Consider the following 14407-nt stretch of genomic DNA (forward strand, 5'->3'; position numbering starts at 1 on the left):
AAGGATTGAGAACCATGCTTCGGAAAGCGGCACGATTTGCCAGCGGCCTCGTCTTGGCTGTCATCGTCGCGATCGGAGCAGCCCCGGCTGCACAGGCGGAGGACAATCTCTGGCGGATCGCCAAGGTCTCGGGCGAGGCCTGGGTATCCGGCAGCGGTGTCCAGCAGGCTTCCGCAGCCCAGCAGGCGGAATTGCGGCCAGGCGATTCGATCCGGACCGGGCGCAATGGACGCGTGCTGCTCGTTCGTGGCGCGGAAAGCATCCTGATCTCGGCCAATTCGGCGATCAGCCTTCCGGAATCCGGGCGCCCCGGCATGTCGACGGTGATCCAGCAGGCGGGGTCGATCCTGCTCGACGTTGAAAAGCGCAATGTCCAGCATTTCGAGGTTGAGACCCCCTATCTCGCTGCGGTGGTGAAGGGCACGCGCTTCAGCGTCTCGCTCCAGCGCGGCCAGGCCAAGGTCGATGTCCAGCGCGGCCAGGTCCAGGTCTCGGATTTCCGTTCCGGGCAGTTCGCACTCGTCCTGCCGGGCCAGAGCGCGCGGGCTTCCTTCGGCCACGTTTCCGGATTGCAGCTCTCAGGCCAGGGCACGCTCGCTCGTGTCGAACAGGGCGCTCCGCAGGCGGCGCGTGTCGCACCCCTTGCGGTTCCAGGTGGAGGCCTCAGGCCCGCGCCCGGCGCCACGCCGCTGCTGCGCGGCACCACGCCCGTGCTCAACGAGGTTTCCGACCGCCGCCGGCCCGCTCCCTCAGGCATCGCGCGCGGCCCCAACGGCGCGCTGCGCATTTCCGCACCATTGGGCGAGGTTAAGCTCGATATCCATAAGGTCACGCGCGGCATGGCGCGCAGCGAGGCGCAGGCGAACGGCCAGGCCCCTCGCCGCGCAACGGTTTGGAACACCGGCGAGCTCAATCCGGGCAATGGCGGCAACAGGAACAATCTTGGCAATAGCGGCAGCGCGGTCGGAGGGACGGAAGCAGCCGGCGCCGGCGTGGCGAGCACGGCTTCCGGAACGACGAGCACGGGTTCTGCGAATGCAAACGCCGCAAATGGCCAGGGCATCGCGCAATCGGCGGGAAACCGAAGCAATAGCAGCGTGGCGGGCAGCGCGAGCAGCGGCAATTCCTCCAGCAGCAATGCCGGCGGGAACGGCAACGGCAAATCCTCCAGCAGCAACGCCGGCGGAAACGGTAACGGAAACGGAAACGGCAACGGCAACGGCAAATCCACCGGCAGCAACGCTGGCGGAAACGGCAACGGCAATGCCTTCGGGCTCGCCAAGAACGGCAATGGCAATGGCAATGGCAAGAAGGACTGACCGCCGGATTGCAGACGGAGCGGTGCCCCGCCCGTGAAGCGCCTGCGCCCCCACCTGCTCGTCGGATTGCTGCTCTCGCTCCTGGTCCTGTCAGGGCTGCATCCGTGGTTGCGCGAAACCCTGCTCGATGCGCGCTTCAGGCTGCTGACGCGGCAGGCGACAGGCGACATCGTCCTAGTCGAGATCGATCCGCGCTCGATCGCGGCACTGGGGCGCTGGCCCTGGCCGCGAAGCGTCCACGCGGAGCTGGTGCAGCGGCTCGAACGTGCCGGTGCGACCGATATCGTGTTCGACGTCGATTTCAGCACGCCATCCACCCCCGATCAGGACGCTGCCTTCGCAGCGGCCCTGCAGGCAGCCGGTGGTTCGGTGGTCTTGCCGGCTTTCCGCCAGCGCGTCGCCGATCGCGGCGACGGTCAAACGCTGCACATCAATCGCCCGATCCCGCTCTTCGCGCAGCAGGCTTGGCTCGCCCTCGTCAACGTCCTGCCTGAGCCGGACGGCGTCATTCGCCGCTACAGCCACGGTGCCGCGATCGAAGGCGAGTTCATTGCCTCCGTCGGCGACATGCTCGCCGGCCGGCACGACCAGAACGCCCCGCCCTTCCGCATCGATTTCGGCATCCAGCCAGCCTCCGTGCCGAGCCTCTCCGCCATCGACATCCTGCGCGAGACGCCGGCGGCGCTTGCCGCGCTGCGCGGCAAGAAAGCCATCATCGCGGGCACCGCAGCCGAACTGGGCGACCGGTTCACAGTGCCCAATGGCCGCATCATCCCAGGCTCGCTGGTGCAGGCTCTCGCAGCTGAATCGATCATCCAGGGGCGGACACTCACTACGACCTCGCCTGCGGTCTCGCTGGGCGGCGTCGCCGTGCTGATCATCGCGATGGCCGCCATCTGGAGCCGGGTCCGGGCGGGACGGCGGATCCTTGTGCTGGGTCTGCTCGCACTGGCGATCGAAGGCGCGGCGATCTGTGTCCAGGCCTTCCACCCGATCGCCTTCGACAGCTCGCTCCTGCTGGCCGCCGTCGCTGCCTACGCACTCGCTACCGCCATCGATGAGATCGATCTGCGCGGCCTCCTCAGACTCGCCGCCGAACGGCGCTTCGAGCGCATCGCCATGTCCTTGAGCGACGGGCTGGTCTGCGTCGATCAAGCCGGCCGGATCACGCTCTGGAACCCCGGCGCGAGCGCGATCTTCGGCCATCCCGAACAGGCCGCGATCGGCCAGCCCTTCGAGTTCCTGCTGGCTCAGGGCGATGGCAGTGTGAGCGAGGCGCCGTTCAGGCTGACTGCGGTGCCGCTGGCCCGGCTGCTGCAGCGCGGCGGGACGGTCGTCGAACTCATCGGCTTGCGCCGCTCGGGCGAGCAGTTCGATCTGGAATGCAGCCTGTCCTGCTGGGATACCGCCACCGGCGTGCAATATGGCGTGGTGCTGCGCGATATCTCGCTGCGCAAGCGCCAGCAGGAGCATATCCGCTATCTCGCCGAATGCGACACCGTGACCGGCCTGCCTAACCGCAACAGTCTGATGGCGCATCTCGAAGATGCCATCTCGCGCGGGGAACCTGGCACCGCCACGCTGCTGCTCGTCGGCGTGAACCGCTTCCAGCAGATCAATAATCTCTACGGCCATTCCTTCGGGGACGCACTGGTCGTCGCCCTGGTCGAGCGCCTGCGGGTGGTCGCCGCGCAGGCGAGCCTGATCGCTCGTCTCGGCAGCGACGAATTCGCGATCCTGCTCGCAGGAGAGGCCGGTGAGGCCACGGCACTGGGCGAGCGCATCGTCGCCGATTTCCAGTATCAGCCCGTGACGGTCGGAGAACGCCCCCATCGCATCACGGTCGCGATCGGACTGGCTTCGACCAGTACTGCGCAGCATGCCGAGATGCTGATCGGCAACGCTCATTTCGCGCTGGCCGGCGCCAAGGCGCAAACGAGCGCGGCTCCGGTTCCGTTCGATCCACTCATGCGCGGCGCTATCGAACGGCGCGAGGCACTGGAGGCCGAGCTGCGCACGGCGCTGGCCGATAACGAGTTCGAGTTATTCTATCAGCCGCAGATTGACCTGCGCACAGGCACTGTCGTCGGCGCGGAGGCGCTGATCCGCTGGCGCCATCGCGAACGTGGCTATGTCTCGCCCGCCGAGTTCATGCCGGTGGTGAACACCACCTCGCTGTCGGAGGATGTCGCCGCCTGGGTTCTCGAAACCGCCTGCCGGCGGGCAGCCGATTGGCAGCGCCGCGGCTACGCCATACGCATCGGCGTGAATCTGGCACAGTCCCAGTTCGCGACCGGCGATCTGGCCGCAGAGGTCGAAAGACGGCTCACTGAGAATGGCTTTCGCCCCGAGCTGCTCGAACTCGAGGTGACGGAGGACATCATCCTCGACGATGGCGCCAAGACCTTGCGCGTGCTCGCGGCGCTGCGGGCACTCGGCGTCAAGATCGCATTCGACGATTTCGGCACCGGCTATGGCAGCCTGACCTATCTGAAAAGCTTTCCGCTCGACAAGATCAAGATCGACCAGTCCTTCGTGAAGCGGCTGGAGCCCGGCTCACAGGATGCGGCCATCGTTGCCGCGACGATCGATCTCGGCCAGGCGCTCGGTCTTTCGGTCATTGCAGAGGGCATCGAGACGCAGGCAACCGCCGGCCTGCTGCGCGAGATGGGCTGTAATGAGGGACAGGGCTATCTGATCAGCAAGCCGATCCCGGCCAAGGAATTCGAGGCGAAGTTCCTGCGCAAGGAGACACGGCTCGTGGCGTAGGTGGCGCCACTGGATGGCGTGAGCCTTAAGCCTCAGCGCAATGTCGCCGTGAAAGCGACTGGATGAGATAGTGCCGCCATCACGAATAGACTCTCCAGCGTGCAGATCGTCTTCAACGGTCATGCTCGCTGCCGCGTGTCCGAAGGTTGCACATTGGCTCGGCGACCAAGAAGGCGTTCCATCAGGAACAAATTGGTCAAGCTTCAGGTTTACCCAGATGCTCCTCATGGCGTGGCCAGCACGAAAAGAGGGCATCGGGAGAGAAGCAATGCAAAGACGAGCTTTTCTGATGATGATGTTCGGAGCGGGGCTATTACCCGTGACGCTTCACAGTGCAGCTGAGGCGTTGCCCGTTGCCGCTGCCGCTGAGCTATCGGCAAAGGCCGAGGATTCGTTGGTCGAGCCTGCGCGAAATCGAGGCCACGGCTACGGGCGGGGCAGAAATCGCGGTCTCCATCGCGGGTGGAATCGTGGGCGACATCGCGGCTGGTACAAGCGCCGCCGCCATTGAGCGCTGAGCCGGGACAGGAAGCGTTGCCCTAACAAAAATACGAGCCCGCCACGAATGTCGTGGCGGGCTTTTGAAATCACGGGCTTCATCTCAAGCCAAGCTCTCGGGATGAGGGCTCAAGCACACTCCGAACGGCGCCTCACATCCTGAACACGCCGAACCTGGTCTCCGGCACGTCGGCATTGAGGCAGGCGGAGAAGGCCAGCGCCAGCACGCGCCGCGTCTCGGAGGGCAGGATGATGCCGTCGTCCCAGAGCCGGGCGGTCGCGTGATAGGGCGAGCCCTCCTCCTCATATTTCGAGCGGATCGGCGCCTTGAAGGCCTCTTCCTCTTCCGCCGTCCAGCGCTTGCCCTCGGCCTCGATATTGTCGCGGCGGACGGTGGCGAGCACGCTCGCAGCCTGCTCGCCACCCATCACCGAGATGCGCGAATTCGGCCAGGTGAAGAGGAAGCGCGGGGAATAGGCGCGCCCGCACATGCCGTAATTGCCGGCCCCAAAGGAGCCGCCGACCAGCACGGTGATCTTCGGCACCTTCGCCGAGGCCACCGCCGTCACGAGCTTGGCCCCGTCCTTGGCGATGCCCCGCGTCTCGAAATCGCGGCCGACCATGAAGCCGGTGATGTTTTGCAGGAAGAGCAGTGGAATCCGGCGCTGGCAGCAGAGTTCGATGAAATGCGCGCCCTTCAACGCGCTCTCGGAGAACAGGATGCCGTTATTGGCGATGATGCCGACCGGGATACCGTGGATGCGGGCAAAGCCGGTGATCAGCGTCGTGCCGTAGAGCTTCTTGAACTCGTCGAACTCTGAAGCATCGACGAGCCGGGCGATGACCTCGCGGATGTCGTATTGCTTCTTGAGATCGGTCGGGACGACGGCTTCCAGCTCCTCGACAGGATAGAGCGGCTCCACCGACTCGGCGATGTCGATGTCGGGCCGCTTGACGCTGTTGAGATTGCTGGCGATGCGGCGCGCGATGGCGAGCGCATGGGTGTCGTCGCCAGCGTAGTGGTCGGCGACGCCGGAGAGGCGGGCATGGACATCGGCCCCGCCGAGATCCTCGGCCGAGACGACCTCGCCGGTCGCGGCCTTCACCAAGGGCGGGCCGCCGAGGAAGATCGTGCCCTGGTTCTTCACCATGATCGTCTCGTCCGACATCGCCGGCACATAGGCGCCGCCGGCGGTGCAGGAGCCCATCACCACCGCGACCTGCGGAATGCCTTCGGCCGAGAGCGTCGCCTGATTGTAGAAGATCCGGCCGAAATGCTCGCGGTCGGGGAAGACCTCGGTCTGGTGCGGCAGGTTGGCGCCGCCGGAATCGACCAGATAGATGCAAGGAAGCCGGTTCTCGCGCGCAATCTCCTGAGCGCGCAGATGCTTCTTCACCGTCATCGGATAATAGGTGCCGCCTTTGATCGTCGCGTCGTTGCAGACGATCATGCATTCGCGGCCGGAGACGCGACCGATGCCGGCGATCATGCCGGCGCCATGAATCTCCTTGTCGTACATCTCGAAGGCGGCGAGCGCCCCGATCTCGAGGAAGGCGGAACCGGGATCGAGCAGGCGCAGCACGCGTTCTCGCGGAAGAAGTTTTCCCCGCGCCGTATGGCGCTCGCGCGATTTGGCGTTGCCGCCGAGCGCGGCCGTCATGCGGCGCTCCTGCAATTCGCTGCGCAAGGCGGCCCAGTTCTCGGCATTGGCGCGCGTCTCGGCCGAATCCAGATCGACCTTGCTCTCGATGACCGGCACGTCGCGCTCCCTCGTCAGTTCTTGGGATCAGCCTTATGAACGGCTATGCGGGTGCTGCCAACGGGGCGTCACGCCAAGATGGTCGGCCCAAAGATGCGCTCGAATTGTGCGCGCAAGGTCGAATCGACCTCCGGCATCGTCACGGGCAGGCCGAGATCGACCAGCGAGGTCACGCCATGATCGCTGACGCCGCAGGGCACGATGCCGTCGAAATGCGTGAGTTCGGGCTCGACGTTGAGCGAGATGCCGTGGAACGAGACCCAGCGCCGGACCCGGATACCGATCGCGGCAATCTTGTCCTCGGCGCTCTCCGCTCCGGTCTTTGCCCGCTTCTCGGGCCGGCGCACCCAGACGCCGACGCGGTCCTCGCGCCGCTCGCCCCTGACATTGAAGGCGTCGAGCGTGCCGATCAGCCAGGCCTCCAGTGCCGCCACGAAGCGCCTGAGATCGGGGTCGCGGCGCTTCAGATCGAGCATCACATAGGCCACGCGCTGGCCCGGGCCGTGATAGGTGAACTGCCCGCCCCGGCCGCTGCGATGCACCGGAAAGCGCTCGGGCGCGATCAGATCCTCATCCTTGGCCGAGGTGCCGGCGGTGTAGAGCGGCGGGTGCTCGACCAGCCAGACGCGCTCGGGCGCAAGCCCGTCGGCGATCAGCGCGACACGCGCCTCCATCTCGGCGACGGCAGCCTCATAGCCGGTCAGGCCCTCAGTCACGACCCATTCGACCGGGCCGGCATCGCCCTCTGTCCCAAACAAAACCGCCAGCGCCTCGCGCGTCTTCACTTCGCCTTAACCCTGTTTGTTCAACGTTCATTCATCGGAAGCGGCAGGCGCCTCTTGCGCTCGAAAATAGCCCTCAGGCAAGCTCTGCTGGCAAGTTTCGTTGGTAGAATTCTGAAGTAGGGTTTCGGAGGCAGGACTTGAAGGCTGATCTCGATCTCGTTCCTGTCGTTCTCACCGTCGTGCTGGGCCAGACCCAGATGCCGATCTACAAATTGCTGCGCATGGGCCGCGGCGCCATCATCGAGCTCAACGCGACCGAGACCGAGGAAGTCCAGATTCTTGCCAACAATCACCCCTTCGCCAAGGGCAATGTCGTGGTCAGCGGCTCCAAGATCTCGGTCGAGATCACCCAGATGCTGAAGCGCCCGACGGTCTACTCGCTCCAGAGCGTGGCCGAGGCGGCCTGAGCGGCCGCACTATTCTCCTCGCCTCCACAGCCCTCATCCTGAGGAGCCTGGCGCGAAATGAATTCAATGATTTCAATGGCTCAGCCTTGATCATCTACGCGCCGTCTTTCCGGACGCAGCGAAGCGGAGATCCGGAATCCATCGTAGAGTTCGGTGGCCTCCGATGGATTCCAGATCTGCGCCGCTGACGCGACTTGTCCGGAATGACGGCGCTGGTGGAGGCAAGCGATCGGAGGTCCTTGATACCGCTCGATTCGTGTCGATTTGGCCTCCGCGGAGAGCTCCTCAGGATGAGGGCTGTAGGGGATAAACCGAACCATGACGCATTCTTGACGAAACACCCTTGTGGCGGCGGATTCGATTTGCTAGACCCGCGCCGTTCCTGAGTTGCCGCGTTCACACGGCAGTTTTCGAGCCGCTGCGGTCATGGCGGAATTGGTAGACGCACTACCTTGAGGTGGTAGCGGGGAGACCCGTGGAGGTTCGAGTCCTCTTGACCGCACCAGATTTGGGCTAAGCCCCATAAACGGCGACCCGCGAGGGTCGCCGTTTGTGTTTCCGGCCCGTTTTGGGAATGTGCTGTGAAGCGGTCATGCTGCGTTGCAAGAGCGCAAGCACACTGACACAAGAGCAGCCGCCCTTCCCTCGAATCCAAACCGTCCCTCAGACCATGGAGCCGGACCGATGGCGGATACGCAAACGGCTCAGGACGCGGTGCTGGAGCGCCCGATTCGCGACGAGGACGGCGCAATCGACGCAGGGCTGATCGAGCAGATCTCGCAAGCTGTCCTGCTCTCGGACCTGACGACGCTGCGCGCCGTCGTCGCCGACATGCACGAAGCCGATCTCGGCGCCGTGCTGGAAGCGCTCGATCCCGAGGAGCGCCCGCGCCTGATCTCGCTGCTCGGCGCCGATTTCGACTTCACCGCCCTGACCGAGGTCGACGACGCCGTCCGCGAGGAGATTCTCGAGGAGCTGTCGGCGCAGACCGTCGCCGAGGGCGTCCGCGATCTCGACACCGACGACGCGGTCTACATCCTCGAGGACCTCAACGAGGCCGACAAGCAGGAGGTCCTCGACAAGCTGACGCCCTCCGAGCGCATCGCGCTGCAGCAGGGCCTCGACTATCCCGAGGGCAGCGCCGGCCGGCGCATGCAGAGCGAGGTGGTGGCGGTGCCGCCCTTCTGGACCGTCGGCCAGACCATCGACTATCTGCGCGAGACGGAGGATGTGCCGGAGCGCTTCTTCGAGATCTTCATCGCCGACCCGGCGCATCATTTCGTTGGAACCGTCCAGCTCGACCGCCTGCTGCGGACCAAGCGGCCGGTGCCGGTCGCCGAGCTGGTCGGGGAGGAGAACCGCGTCGTCAAGGCGACCGACGACGTCGAGGACGTCGCGCGCATGTTCCAGCGCTACAACCTCGTCGCCGCGCCGGTGATTGACGATGCCGGCCGCCTCGTCGGCGTGATGACGATCGACGACATCGTCGACGTCATCGAGGAAGCGGCCGATGACGACGTCAAGCAGCTCGGCGGCGTCGACGCCGACGAGGAGTTGTCGGACCCTGTCCGGCAGATCGCCAAGAGCCGCTTCCGCTGGCTCTTCATCAACCTGCTGACCTCCTTCCTCGCAGCGGCCGTGATGAGCCTGTTCGAGGCGCAGATGACCAAGCTCGTGGCGCTGGCGATCCTGGCCCCGATCGTCGCAAGCCAGGGCGGCAACGCTGCAACCCAGACGATGACGGTGGCGGTGCGCGCGCTGGCGACGCAGGAACTCGGCGCCTGGAACTTGCGCCGCTTCTTCACCCGCGAGATGATCGTGGGTCTGCTGAACGGTGTCGGCTTCGCGCTGATCACCGGCGTCACCGCCGCGGTCTGGTTCTCGAGCACGGGGCTGGGCCTCGTCATCGGCGTCGCGATGATCGTCAACCTGATTGCCGCGGCCGGAGCCGGCGTCGCGATTCCCGTCCTGCTAGACCGCTTCGATATCGACCCGGCAATCGCATCGGGAACCTTCGTAACCACCGTGACGGACGTCGTCGGCTTCTTCGCTTTTCTCGGGATCGCGACATTATGGCTCGGCCTGGGTTAGGCTAAGGCCCGAGAAAAACCGGTAACGTAAACCGGGCGTCAAGCTTTCTCCTCAATTTTCAGAGAGATGATCCCGCTCCGCATGTTCAGCCCGAAGCCCGTCTCCTTCCTGGTCGCCGCCGCGCTCGCGGTGCTGGGCGGCTGCGTCGCGATGGAGGGCAACTATCCGCTCAAGGGCGACAACCGGCCTCATCCGGGCGTCGCCGCCGCGCATCGCTATGCCGTGCAAGGCATCGACATCTCGCGCTGGCAGGGCGAGATCGACTGGGCCGCGGTCAAGGGCGCCGGGACGCGCTTTGTCTATATGAAGGCGACCGAGGGCGGCGACCATGTCGATCCGGCCTTCCAGCGCAATTGGGAGGCGGCACGCCGGGCCGGCGTGCGCCGCGGCGCCTATCATTTCGTCTATTGGTGCCGCCCGGCACATGAGCAGGCGATCTGGTTCAAGCAGCAGATTCCCAACGACCCCGACGCGCTGCCGCCGGTGCTCGATGTCGAATGGAACGGCCATTCCAAGACCTGCCCGCAGAAGATCGACCGGGCGCTGGCACTTGAAAAGATCCAGCTCATGCTGACCGAGCTCGAACAGCTCACCGGCAAGAAGCCCGTGATCTACACCGACATCACCTTCCACAAGGATGTCCTGGAAGGCCAGTTCAACGACTATCCCTACTGGATCCGTTCGACGGCCGCCCTGCCCGAGGCGCGCTATGCCAACCGGCCCTGGGCGTTCTGGCAGTTCACCACCACGGGCCGCGTGCCGGGCATCCGGGGCGATGTCGACCGCAACGCCTTCTTCGGCAGCGAAGAGCAGTTCATCGGCTGGATCAATGGCGAGTTCGATATAGGCACGCGCAGCTGGGCCCGGCGCCGCCAGTCGCCGGCGCAGCCGAGCCCAAGCATCGTCAACGAGCCCCCGGCACCTGCGCGCTCGCTCCAGCCATCAGCGCCAGAACCGGTTGAGCCCGAGGACGCGCCTGTCGCGACCGTGCCTGGCGCGATCGAGCCAGTGCCCTCCTCGCTTCACATCGGCCGGAGTACCGGCAAGCGCAACTGACGGGGCGTTTTCGCCGCGCCGTCAGGCTCGGATGCGACGGCGTCTTTCCCAGGCGCGTCCCAGACCGAGCAGGACGAAATAGGCGACCGCGACCAGCAGGACGCCTTTCGTCAACCAGTCCGGGCGCATCTCGCGCCAGAGCGTCCACAAGGCAGCTCCCGCCCAGAGAGCCAGGATCGAGAGCGTCAGCCCGCGCCAGCGCCGCACCCTGACCGGATGGACGAAGACGACCGGCGCAAACATCAGCGCCGTCGCTACCAGAACTACGACGAGGGCCAGCCAGGCCGGCGGCGCGAAGGCGACGATGTAGAACACCACGATGTTCCACACCGCCGGAAAGCCGCGGAACCACCAATCGTCGGTCTTCATGCCGGTATCGGCGAAATAGAGCGCGCTCGTCAGCGTGACGACGACGCCACAAAGCAGCCCCCAGGGCTGCGTCATCACATCGGCGCGCAGCAGCATCGCAGCGGGCACGAAGACATAGGTGATGAAATCGACGACGAGGTCGAGCTGCGCGCCGTCATAGCGCCTGGCCAGCTCCTTGACCTCGAGCCTGCGCGCCAGCGGCCCGTCGAGCGCATCGACCAGCAGCGCCACAGCCAGCCAGCTGAAGGCCTGGGCCAGATCGCCCGCGATCACCGCCTGCAGTGAGAGCAGCCCGAGCGCTGCGCCCAGCGCCGTGAAGACATGGACGCCATAGGCCAACACCCTGCGCAATCCCGAAGCGGCCTCCTGCTTGCCTGGCTCCGGCTCCACCGCCGCTCCTCCCCGGTTAACCAAAGCTGAAACAAGCCGTTCGGATGCGAGCAAGTTCTAACCGGGCCTTAACCACGTCGCTCTCATCTGGAAAGGCTAGATCACGTCTCATTCGGACGGAACCGTCCGAATGAGACGTGATCGCTTCTAAAAGTTGAGAGCATTGCTCTTGCGAAAAACCGGTACCCACTTTTTCGCGCAAGGCTCTAGTGGAGAAGTGGATGCCTGCGCGAGCGACGATTTTCGGACGAACCCTCTTCGGTGTGCTCGCCACGCTGGGCCTGCTCGCTTGCGAAACCGTGCCCGCCGCCGCGCTCTATCCGAAGAAGGGCGACAGCGAACCGCATCATGGCGTGCGCGACGCAAGGCGCAAGGCGATCCAGGGCATCGACATCTCGCGCTGGCAGGGCGAGATCGACTGGGCCAAGGTCAAGGACGCCGACACCCGCTTCGCCTTCATCAAGGCGACCGAGGGTGGTGACCATCTCGACCCCAGCTTCAAGCGCAACTGGGCCGAGGCGAAGAAGCACGGCATCCCGCGCGGCGCCTATCATTTCGTCTGGTGGTGCCGCTCGGCGAAGGACCAGGTGCGCTGGTTGAAGAAGCACATCCCGCGCGATGCCGACGCGCTGCCGCCCGTGCTCGATGTCGAATGGCAGAACGGCTCGCAATGCACCCGCAAGATCTCGCGCGACCAGGCCCTCGCCAAGATCCGCGAGATGCTGGCGGCGCTGCAGGCCCATACCGGCAAGAAGCCGATCATCTACACCGACATCAACTTCCATGAGGACGTGCTCGAGGGCGAGTTCAACGACTATCCCTATTGGCTGCGCTCGACCGCCGCGCCGCTGAAGCATCGCTACAACCGCGAGAAATGGGAGTTCTGGCAGTTCACCACCACAGGCCAGGTCCCCGGCATCTCCGGCGACGTCGATCGCAACGCCTTCTTCGGCAGTGAGCAGGAGTTCGCCGCCTGGCGCCAGGGGCGCTACGACATCGGCGCGCGCAAATGGCATGGCGGCGAGCCGAAGGTCGCCAGCCCCAAGCAGCCCGCGCACCCTGCCGGCGCGAATGCGCCCAGGGCGGCAGGCGCAGCCCCGACCAGGCTCCTCCCGCCCGGGCGGGTGCCGCAACGGACGGCCGCGACCCGCGACGCGGGCGCGACCATGCGCGATTGAGCCTCTCGCAACCGCGAGAGGCCGTCATCAGACCGTCAGCGAAATCGAACAGGTTACCCGAACCTTAACAGGGCTCCGGGGAGCAGTACGATGACGAGTATGACGTTGGACAACGGCACGGGCCACGCCCCCGATGCCGGCAAACCGAAACTGGACGCTCCCAAGAGCCTCAGTGCCCTCGCCTTTTTCGCCGGCATCATGACCGCCGGCCTCGCCTATATGGCGTATTCGCTCTATCAGGACATCTCGTCGGCCGGCACGCCGGCCACGACCTGGCTGCCCTTCATCCTGCTCGGCGTGGCCATGCTGATCGCGCTCGGCTTCGAGTTCGTCAACGGCTTCCACGACACCGCCAACGCGGTCGCGACCGTGATCTACACCCATGCGATGCCGGCCAATGTCGCCGTCGTCTGGTCCGGCTTCTTCAACTTCCTCGGCGTGATGATGGCGAGCGGCGCGGTCGCCTTCGGCATCATCTCGCTGCTGCCGGTCGAGCTCATTCTCAATGTCGGCTCCGGGGCGGGCTTCGCCATGGTCTTCGCGCTGCTCATCGCGGCGATCATCTGGAATCTCGGCACCTGGGCGCTCGGCCTGCCGGCTTCGTCCTCGCATACGCTGATCGGCTCGATCATCGGCGTCGGCCTCGCCAACCAGCTCTACAATTCGAACAGCGGCACCTCGGGCGTCGACTGGTCCAAGGCCATCGAGATCGGCCAGTCGCTGCTGATCTCGCCGGTATTTGGCTTCATCGCCGCCGCGCTCGTCTTCCTGACGCTGAAGATCCTGGTCAAAAGCCCCGAGCTCTATGCCGAGCCGAAGGGCAACAAGCCGCCGCCGCTGTGGATCCGCGCCGTTCTGATCGCGACCTGCACCGGCGTCTCCTTCGCCCATGGCTCGAATGACGGCCAGAAGGGCATGGGCCTGATCATGCTGATCCTGATCGGCTGCGCGCCCACGGCCTATGCGCTGAACCGCGCCATCCCGGCCGGCGATATCGACACCTTCCGCAAGACCGCCATCGCCGCCAGCGCCGTGATCGACCAGAAGGCGCTGGGCTATTCGATCATCGGCGATCCGCGCCAGAACGTGACGCGCTATGTCTCCGACCGGACGATCGACGACTCGACCTTCCCGGCGCTCTCGGCGCTGAACAAGGAGATCGTCAAGCAGATCGAGACCTTCGGCCACCCCTCCAAATACCCGGCCGCGATCGTCGGCAACGCCCGCAACGACATGTATCTCGCCTCCGAGGCGATGAAGCACATCTTCAAGGCCGACAAGAAGGAAGAGAAGATCTTCACGGCCGAGGACCTCAAGGTCATGACCGCCTACAAGGCCTCGCTCGACGACGCGACCCGGTTCATCCCGTTCTGGGTCAAGGTCGTGGTGGCGCTGGCTCTCGGGCTCGGCACCATGGTCGGCTGGAAGCGCATCGTCGTCACCGTCGGCGAGAAGATCGGCAAGTCGCACCTGACCTATGCCCAGGGAGCCTCCGCCGAACTCGTCGCCGCCGCCACGATCGCGGCCGCCGACGTCTACGGCCTGCCGGTCTCGACCACGCACATCCTGTCCTCGGGTGTCGCCGGCACGATGGCGGCCAACAAGTCGGGCCTGCAGATGTCGACCGTGCGCAACATGCTGATGGCCTGGGTGCTGACCCTGCCCTGCGCCATCCTGATCTCCGGCACGCTGTTCTTGGTGTTGCGTCAGGTGTTCTGAGGCCAAGCGTAAGGCCGGCGCCGAGGCATAGCCGCCGCGGCGCCGGTTTGCATTTCAAGCTGAGAC

Annotated in this window: 9 protein-coding genes, 1 tRNA gene and 1 pseudogene; 8 read left to right on the top strand and 3 right to left on the bottom strand. The window is 65.3% G+C overall.

Annotated features, from left to right (window positions below):
• The first annotated feature begins 14 nt into the window (after positions 1-14).
• Both J2Y55_RS08240 and J2Y55_RS08245 read left to right on the top strand, forming a co-directional pair.
• The gene (locus tag J2Y55_RS08240; RefSeq protein ID WP_310150448.1) at positions 15-1319 is read left to right on the top strand and encodes a FecR domain-containing protein; all 1305 of its coding nucleotides are present in this window, start codon (positions 15-17) and stop codon (positions 1317-1319) included.
• Between the two features lie 33 nt (positions 1320-1352).
• On the top strand, positions 1353-4088 hold the full coding sequence (locus J2Y55_RS08245) for an EAL domain-containing protein (RefSeq protein WP_310150451.1): 2736 nt from the start codon (positions 1353-1355) through the stop codon (positions 4086-4088).
• A gap of 650 nt (positions 4089-4738) precedes the next feature.
• Here the strand turns inward: J2Y55_RS08245 and J2Y55_RS08250 are convergent.
• Complete coding sequence (locus J2Y55_RS08250; protein WP_310150454.1) at positions 4739-6346, bottom strand: carboxyl transferase domain-containing protein; 1608 nt, start codon at positions 6344-6346, stop codon at positions 4739-4741.
• A 68-nt stretch (positions 6347-6414) separates the two neighbouring features.
• Positions 6415-7131, bottom strand: a complete 717-nt coding sequence (lipB, locus tag J2Y55_RS08255) for a lipoyl(octanoyl) transferase LipB (RefSeq protein ID WP_310150457.1) — start codon at positions 7129-7131, stop codon at positions 6415-6417.
• A 137-nt stretch (positions 7132-7268) separates the two neighbouring features.
• Between lipB and J2Y55_RS08260 the strand changes: the two genes are divergently transcribed.
• The 4 genes and pseudogenes from J2Y55_RS08260 to J2Y55_RS08275 all read left to right on the top strand — a co-directional run.
• Positions 7269-7538, top strand: a complete 270-nt coding sequence (locus J2Y55_RS08260; RefSeq protein WP_083269630.1) for a FliM/FliN family flagellar motor switch protein — start codon at positions 7269-7271, stop codon at positions 7536-7538.
• Positions 7539-7958: 420 nt separating this feature from the next.
• A tRNA-Leu gene (locus tag J2Y55_RS08265) sits at positions 7959-8043 on the top strand.
• Positions 8044-8222: 179 nt separating this feature from the next.
• Positions 8223-9629, top strand: coding sequence for a magnesium transporter (gene mgtE, locus J2Y55_RS08270; RefSeq protein ID WP_310150463.1), 1407 nt, complete (start codon positions 8223-8225; stop codon positions 9627-9629).
• 66 nt (positions 9630-9695) lie between these two features.
• Positions 9696-10472: pseudogene (locus J2Y55_RS08275) on the top strand (glycoside hydrolase family 25 protein); the annotation flags it as partial.
• 234 nt (positions 10473-10706) lie between these two features.
• Here the strand turns inward: J2Y55_RS08275 and J2Y55_RS08280 are convergent.
• Entirely contained in the window at positions 10707-11444 is a 738-nt protein-coding gene (locus J2Y55_RS08280; RefSeq protein ID WP_310150467.1) for a CDP-alcohol phosphatidyltransferase family protein, read from the bottom strand.
• Between the two features lie 221 nt (positions 11445-11665).
• Between J2Y55_RS08280 and J2Y55_RS08285 the strand changes: the two genes are divergently transcribed.
• The gene (locus J2Y55_RS08285) at positions 11666-12622 is read left to right on the top strand and encodes a glycoside hydrolase family 25 protein (RefSeq protein WP_310150469.1); all 957 of its coding nucleotides are present in this window, start codon (positions 11666-11668) and stop codon (positions 12620-12622) included.
• Positions 12623-12712: 90 nt separating this feature from the next.
• A complete protein-coding gene (locus tag J2Y55_RS08290; protein WP_404978853.1) occupies positions 12713-14341 on the top strand; it encodes an inorganic phosphate transporter in 1629 nt (542 codons plus the stop codon).
• Positions 14342-14407 lie beyond the last annotated feature (66 nt).

This window comes from Allobosea sp. BE125 (assembly GCF_031456075.1).
GTDB lineage: Bacteria > Pseudomonadota > Alphaproteobacteria > Rhizobiales > Beijerinckiaceae > Allobosea.

What these genes read in the sequence shown, in the direction of transcription:
- J2Y55_RS08240 (WP_310150448.1), top strand. Translation starts at nt 15, where the DNA reads ATGCTTCGGAAAGCGGCACGATTTGCCAGCGGCCTCGTCTTGGCTGTC.
- mgtE (WP_310150463.1), top strand. Translation starts at nt 8,223, where the DNA reads ATGGCGGATACGCAAACGGCTCAGGACGCGGTGCTGGAGCGCCCGATT.
- J2Y55_RS08285 (WP_310150469.1), top strand. Translation starts at nt 11,666, where the DNA reads ATGCCTGCGCGAGCGACGATTTTCGGACGAACCCTCTTCGGTGTGCTC.
- J2Y55_RS08290 (WP_404978853.1), top strand. Translation starts at nt 12,713, where the DNA reads ATGACGAGTATGACGTTGGACAACGGCACGGGCCACGCCCCCGATGCC.